Annotated in this window: 6 protein-coding genes; all 6 read left to right on the top strand. The window is 32.1% G+C overall.

Going from position 1 to position 7,179, the window contains the following annotated elements; translation table 11 throughout:
• The first annotated feature begins 112 nt into the window (after positions 1-112).
• The 6 genes from HMPREF2864_RS03720 to HMPREF2864_RS03745 all read left to right on the top strand — a co-directional run bounded on the left by HMPREF2864_RS03720 (position 113) and on the right by HMPREF2864_RS03745 (position 6,780).
• Positions 113-1,303: a UTP--glucose-1-phosphate uridylyltransferase gene (locus HMPREF2864_RS03720; protein ID WP_037543460.1), complete on the top strand. Its 1,191-nt coding sequence runs from the start codon at positions 113-115 to the stop codon at positions 1,301-1,303.
• Positions 1,304-1,318: 15 nt separating this feature from the next.
• A complete protein-coding gene (locus tag HMPREF2864_RS03725; protein ID WP_002459981.1) occupies positions 1,319-2,005 on the top strand; it encodes a PAQR family membrane homeostasis protein TrhA in 687 nt (228 codons plus the stop codon).
• Between the two features lie 158 nt (positions 2,006-2,163).
• Positions 2,164-3,495 carry a multidrug efflux MFS transporter SdrM gene (gene sdrM, locus HMPREF2864_RS03730; RefSeq protein WP_070545030.1) on the top strand — a complete coding sequence of 444 codons (1,332 nt, stop codon included), beginning with the start codon at positions 2,164-2,166 and terminating at the stop codon, positions 3,493-3,495.
• A gap of 105 nt (positions 3,496-3,600) precedes the next feature.
• A complete protein-coding gene (locus HMPREF2864_RS03735; RefSeq protein ID WP_002478927.1) occupies positions 3,601-4,068 on the top strand; it encodes a SepA family multidrug efflux transporter in 468 nt (155 codons plus the stop codon).
• A 77-nt stretch (positions 4,069-4,145) separates the two neighbouring features.
• Positions 4,146-5,582, top strand: a complete 1,437-nt coding sequence (locus tag HMPREF2864_RS03740; protein ID WP_060795185.1) for an MDR family MFS transporter — start codon at positions 4,146-4,148, stop codon at positions 5,580-5,582.
• Between the two features lie 133 nt (positions 5,583-5,715).
• Positions 5,716-6,780 (top strand): Mrp/NBP35 family ATP-binding protein, encoded by a 1,065-nt coding sequence (locus HMPREF2864_RS03745; protein ID WP_070545031.1) that lies wholly within the window; start codon positions 5,716-5,718, stop codon positions 6,778-6,780.
• Positions 6,781-7,179: the final 399 nt, after the last annotated feature.

Consider the following 7,179-nt stretch of genomic DNA (forward strand, 5'->3'; position numbering starts at 1 on the left):
TTCCAAAGCGTTTTATATTATGATGTGATTTGAAATGAATATAAATTATTATTGACAATGTTGTAATCAATAGCAGCATTTGATATGTAATTTACATAAGGAGCGTATTAGCATTTTGGATAAAAATAAACTTGAAAAATATAATCAAGCACATTTATGTGAATATGAAAAATTAATGAGTAATAATGAAAAAGAGCAATTAGAGAAGAAGGTTGATTCATTAGATTTGGCTGAAATACAAGCATTATATCAAGATCTATATGTTAATCGACGACAAATAGATGATATTAATGATATTTCAGAGATTAATTATGTAAATCAAGCAGCTATGAATGATAAAGATAAACATGCATATGAGCAAAAAGGTATAGAAGCAATAAGAAATGGTGAGTTTGCGGTATTATTAATGGCTGGGGGACAAGGCACAAGGTTAGGTTATCAAGGTCCTAAAGGTTCTTTTGAAATTAAAGGAATAAGTCTATTTGAATTGCAAGCACGTCAATTATTGAAATTACAACATCAAACTGGACATTTAATTCACTGGTATATCATGACAAGTGATATTAATCATGAGGCTACAGTTACATATTTTGAAGATCATCAATTCTTTGGTTTTAATGCTGAAAATGTCCATTTCTTCAAACAAGACAACATGGTAGCGTTGAGTGAGCAAGGTCAGCTGGTTCTTAATAAACAAGGCTATATTATGGAAACACCAAATGGTAATGGTGGGGTGTTTAAATCACTGAAAAAAGCCGGGTATTTAGATCAGATGATGGATAATGGCGTTAAATATATTTTCTTAAATAATATAGATAATGTATTAGTGAAAGTACTTGATCCGCTATTTGCTGGTTTCACTGTTGTGCACGATTTAGACATAACAACTAAATCTATTCAGCCTAAGCAAGGTGAAAGTGTTGGACGTTTAGTTAATAAGGATTGTAAAGATACCGTGCTAGAATATTCAGAGTTAGATGAGCAATTGGCAAATAAGCTTAATAATGCCAATATTGGTATACATGCATTTAAACTTGCTTTTATTAATCAAGCTGTTAACTATGATTTACCTTATCATTTAGCTATTAAAGATTTAAAACAGTTAGATGAAGATTTTGGTATAGTTGAAAAGCCAACGCTTAAATTCGAATTATTTTATTTTGATATATTCCGTTATGCAACAAGCTTTATCACGTTACAAGTTGAACGCGATGAAGAGTTTTCACCGTTGAAGAATAAAGAAGGTAAAGATAGTGTAGCTACAGCGACAGCTGATTTAGAACGAATGAATATTATTTCATAGGACGGTGATATAGAGATGCCTCACATATCAATTAAGAAGTCAAAGGATTCAGTAGTAGAAAGTTTTAAAGACATTATCCCACTAACATTTGGAGAAGAAATAGGTAATGCTGTTTCGCACGGAGTTGCAGCATTTTTGACGTTGCTTATCTTACCTTATGCAGCAGTGCATAGTTATAATGATGGTGGCGCACTACAGTCTTTAAGTGTTTCAATTTTTGTTATTAGCATTTTCTTAATGTTTATATCATCAACCATTTATCACACAATGAAAAATAATAGTATTCATAAATATGTGTTGAGGATTATCGACCACAGTATGATTTATGTTGCAATATCAGGGACGTATACGCCAGTTCTTTTACATGTTGTAGGAGGATGGATTGGTTGGGCCGTATTTACTTTATTATGGGGAACAACCATCTGGGGTATTCTATACAAATCAATTGCGACCCGTGTTAATCCTAAATTAAGCTTAATCGTATATCTTGTAATGGGATGGGTAGGCGTCATTTTTCTTCCTATCATTTTAATGAGAACATCGCTTTGGTTTATTTTATTTATATTTCTAGGTGGAGTTGCGTATTCTATTGGCGCCTGGTTTTATGCTCAAAAGAATAGAAATTATTTTCATATGATATGGCATCTATTTATTGTACTTGCGTCACTTTTCCATTTGATTGCTATCCTCTATTTTATGTAATAAATAATATAAATTAACAGATTGGTGGTCTTAGCATATAGGCCATCAGTCTTATTTTTTATATTTTTAAGAAGATAATTAAGCAGTGATATATACTTTAATTATAAACATTGATAATATATATAGGCAATATTTTGAAAGAAAGGGAGGTATCTAATATGAGATTAAAATCAATTGGTGTGGTTGTTGCCCTGATTTTAACAATGTTTATGGCTGCAATTGAAACTTTGATTATTTCTTTAGCCATGCCTACTATAAGAGAAGACCTCCATGCAGGAAACAATATATCATTAGTTTTTACAATATATTTTGTTGCTCTTGTAATAGCCAATCCTATTGTTGGAGAATTGCTGACTAGATACAAAATTATATACATAGCTGCAACAGGTTTATTTTTATTTGGTCTTGGAAGTTTAATGTCTGGCCTTAGTCCAACATTTGCATTTTTAATTACGTCAAGAGCTATTCAAGGACTTGGTGCAGGGGTAATGATGTCGTTAACTCAAATTGTGCCAAAATTAGCATTTGAAATTCCTCTAAGATATAAAATTATGGGTATAGTTGGTAGTGTTTGGGGTGTCTCTAGTATTATTGGCCCTGTACTTGGGGGAGGCATTTTAGAATTTGCAACATGGCATTGGCTATTTTTTATTAATATACCTATTGCTATCATTGCTATTATACTTGTCTTTATAACTTACCACTTTCCTAATGAACAGGAAGTTAAAGCATCTAACTTTGATGTTAAAGGCATTACATTATTTTATATATTTATTTTGTTATTAATGATAGGACTACTTTATCAACATATGATAGTAATAAATATTATAAGTATTCTATTAGCTGTCGTTGTATTGTTCGGTTTGTTTAAATTTGAAGCGCAAATAAAGCAACCTTTTTTACCTATTGTTGAATTTAATCGATCAATAACGTTAGTATTTATTACAGACTTTGTTATTGCACTTTCGCTCATGGGCTATAATTTATATATTCCAATCTATTTGCAAGATCATTTGGGATTATCTCCATTGCAAAGTGGTTTCATCATATTTCCTTTATCTGTGGCTTGGATTATTTTGAATTTTAATTTGGCTAAAATTGAAAATTTATGTAGTAGAAAAATGCTGTATATTGGAGCGTTTACAGTGCTACTTGTTGCGAGTATAATTATCTATTTAAATTTAGATTTACCATTGCTCATTGCGACTGCGGTGATTTTTGCTGGTTTAAGCTTTGGATTTGTTTATACAAAGGATAGTGTAATCGTGCAAGAAGAAACAAGTCCTATATATATGAAAAAAATGATGTCATTTTATGCTTTGACTAAAAACTTAGGCTCCTCAGTAGGTTCTTCTTTGATGGGGTACTTATATGCAACGACACATGGACTGTTTGGAGCAAATTTACAGAACATTTTAGGAAGTATTGTTATATTAATGATTATTTTAATGATTTTATGGTCATGGACGTATAAAGAACAGCATGATTAATTTTCATCTGACCGTTTATCTATTATGATAAGCGGTCTTTCCATATCAATAGCTACTAAATAGTGTTAAAATACTATTGTATAATTTTAGGAGGAGGCAGAAAGAATGAAACGTTTTAATAACAACATATTAGTAACATTATTAGTTTTTGCTGTCTTTGTTGTCTCCGGAGCAGTATTTTTAACTTTCTTAGGGTTTGGGCTGTTTGGTTTAAGTCGTTTGCTCATATACTTTCACCTAGGAAGTTTTGATTATGATAAAAGTTTCATAGACAATTTAATATATTATGGTAGCTACATTGTTTTTGGTTATTTTATCTTTTTTGCTATAGAACATTTAATGGACTATTTTAGAAAAAAATTACCAGAAAATGATTATTTTAATGGTGGTACCTTTCATCTCATATCATATGTAGTAACAACCATTCTTTTTTACTTTGTCATTCATATTAACTACGCATATATTAAAATAGATTTTTGGGTAATTATGCTCATTATTGGCTTTTTATATATGTGTAAAATTGTCTTTTATCCTGATAGTGAAAATTTAAATAGAAATCAACGTAACTCATAATGTGAGCAAAACCCTTGTTTAATAAGACAGAAATTGGAAAAATAATTAAATAGTTTACTTTGATGAAAGGAAGTAATATGGTGGCTGAATCGATATCTAAACATAAACGAAATATCATTGTAGCAGTAATGTTACTTAGTGCATTCATCGCGATTCTTAACCAAACACTGTTAAATACTGCACTTCCTCACATTATGCGAGAGTTAAATATCAGTGAAAATATAGCACAATGGCTTGTAACGGGGTTTATGCTAGTTAATGGGACAATGATTCCACTGACTGCATACTTGATGGATAGAGTTAAAAGTAAGACTTTATTCATTGCCTCTATGGGAACATTTTTATTAGGTTCTATTATTGCAGCAATTGCACCTAATTTTGCAGTGCTTATGATCGCCCGAGTAGTTCAAGCTATGGGAGCCGGCGTTATCATGCCTTTGATGCAATTCACCTTATTTTCTTTATTTTCAAAAGAAAAAAGAGGTTTTGCCATGGGTTTAGCTGGCTTAGTCATTCAAATGGCACCTGCGATAGGGCCTGCATTTTCGGGATTAATCATCGATAATACGAGTTGGCGTGTGCCATTCATAATAGTTGTGGCTATTTCAGCTGTTATTTTTATTTTCGGATGTAGCGCTTTAACGAGTTATAATGACATTAAATATACGATGTTGGATAAGCGTTCTGTGATATATTCAACACTTGGTTTTGGATTGATATTATATGCATTTAGTAGTGCGGGCAACTTAGGATTTACTAATTTATTAGTCGTAGTTTCATTTGTAATTGGTCTCACGATTGTAGGTATCTTTATTTATAGACAGCTACACATCGATAATCCTATTTTAAACTTGCGCGTATTTAAAAGTAGAGTTTTTACATTTAGTACGATTACTTCTATGATTTTAATGATGACGAATGTCGGTCCTGCATTACTTATTCCATTATATGTGCAAAATAGTTTAGGATTGTCTGCGTTTTTATCAGGTATGGTCATTATGCCTGGCGCAATATTAAATGGTATATTATCTATATTTACTGGAAAGTTTTATGATAAATATGGTCTTAAACCACTCGTTTATACTGGATTTATTCTACTCATACTAGCTACGTTACCATTATGTTTCTTGCAGTATGATTCATCTTATATGTTTCTAGTTATAATCTATGCGTTGAGATTAGTAGCAATCTCTTTACTAATGATGCCAATTAATACCACAGGGATTAACGTGCTCGACAATAAAGATATTTCGCACGGAACAGCTATTATGAATTTTGCACGCGTCATGGCTGGATCCCTGGGGACTGGACTAATGGTAACATTGATGAGTATTGGTGCTAAATGGATACAACCTTCTATTTCTCAAGAAACGAGTAAGGTAGTAGCTCAAAGACAAGCTGTGGCGGCAGGAGTAGATTTAGCATTTATGGTCGTAACTGCTTTCATTATCATTGCATTTATATGCTCATTTTTTATTCAAGAAAAGAAGACTACCAATAGCCGTAAATTATAAAATTTAGCAGTTTGCTCAGTGTAAAGGCTTGAGCTAACTGCTTTTTTTATAATTATAAAACGTTTATACTGAATTCGAATGTTAAAATAATACATAATGAATAGTATTAAAACAACTAAAAGGGGGATTAAAGTTGTTATCAGAAAAAAAAGTAAGCGCGCTCGTTGGTGCAATTAAAGATCCAATACTTAATGTGCCCTTGAGTGAAATCAACGGCATTAAAGAAATAAAAATAAAAGAAGAAATCGAACATGTCAGCGTGAAGGTTGCTATGGCTCAACTTGGTGGAAAAACACAATTAGATCTTCAGATGAAAATTGTCAACACATTGAAAGAAAATGGGGCAAATACAGTAGGAATAAGATTTGAACAATTACCGGACGAAATTGTAGAACAATATCGTGGAACTACTAAAGAGCAGCCTAATACAATTGAAGGCTTATTGTCAAAAGATAATCCAGTAGAATTTATTGCCATTGCTTCTGGTAAAGGTGGCGTAGGAAAATCAACCGTAGCTGTAAATCTCGCAGTTGCTTTAGCAAGAGAAGGGAAAAAAGTAGGTCTTGTTGATGCTGATATATATGGTTTTAGTGTCCCCGATATGATGGGAATTGATGAGAAACCGGGCATTGAAGGAAAGACAGTAATTCCAGTCGAAAGATATGGTGTGAAAGTTATCTCAATGGCATTTTTCGTTGAAGAAAATGCACCCGTTATTTGGCGCGGTCCGATGCTTGGAAAGATGCTAACGAATTTCTTTACTGAAGTAAAATGGGGAGAATTAGATTACTTGATTCTAGATTTACCTCCTGGCACCGGAGATGTTGCACTAGATGTCCATACGATGTTACCTTCAAGTAAGGAAATTATAGTAACGACACCACATCCAACTGCTGCATTTGTCGCTGCACGAGCTGGGGCAATGGCAAAGCATACGGAACATTCAATAATCGGTGTTATTGAAAATATGAGTTACTTTGAAAGTAAAGAAACAGGAAATAAAGAGTATGTCTTTGGTAAAGGCGGCGGCATGAAGTTAGCTGATGAACTTAATACACAATTATTAGGCGAATTGCCACTTGAACAGCCATCATGGAATCCTAAAGATTTTTCACCATCCATATATCAACCAGATGATAGACTAGGAAAAATTTATACGTCTATCGCACAAAAGGTGATTGCAAGTACTATAAAATAACGGTGATTATGTATCAATTAAGGTGCACTTTAATTTATTTTTATAAGTGCACCTTTTTCTATTGCATTATTTATAAAAGATGATAGAATATTCATTTGTGAGCTATAATACATCTAACTTTATGCACACATAATTATTTTAATTTATATCGATTTAATGATTGACTTATACAAACAGTCTTGATAAGATATAAAAGTCGTCGAAAAACAATTGTAAAGCAATTTTAAAGAAGATTGAAATGGTGTAAAACTTACCATTGAAAACCTTATAAAATTGAAATATAATAATTTAAGTAAACGACATAAAGCAATTGACTTTTGAAGTTATTGTAAGTATAATAAAAGAGATTGCTTTTAAAATGAACATTGAACATTGAAAACTGAATGACAATATGTCAAC

The organism is Staphylococcus sp. HMSC059F04, from assembly GCF_001812565.1.
GTDB classification, from domain to species: domain Bacteria; phylum Bacillota; class Bacilli; order Staphylococcales; family Staphylococcaceae; genus Staphylococcus; species Staphylococcus lugdunensis.

What these genes read in the sequence shown, in the direction of transcription:
- HMPREF2864_RS03725 (WP_002459981.1), top strand. Translation starts at nt 1,319, where the DNA reads ATGCCTCACATATCAATTAAGAAGTCAAAGGATTCAGTAGTAGAAAGT.
- sdrM (WP_070545030.1), top strand. Translation starts at nt 2,164, where the DNA reads ATGAGATTAAAATCAATTGGTGTGGTTGTTGCCCTGATTTTAACAATG.
- HMPREF2864_RS03735 (WP_002478927.1), top strand. Translation starts at nt 3,601, where the DNA reads ATGAAACGTTTTAATAACAACATATTAGTAACATTATTAGTTTTTGCT.
- HMPREF2864_RS03740 (WP_060795185.1), top strand. Translation starts at nt 4,146, where the DNA reads ATGGTGGCTGAATCGATATCTAAACATAAACGAAATATCATTGTAGCA.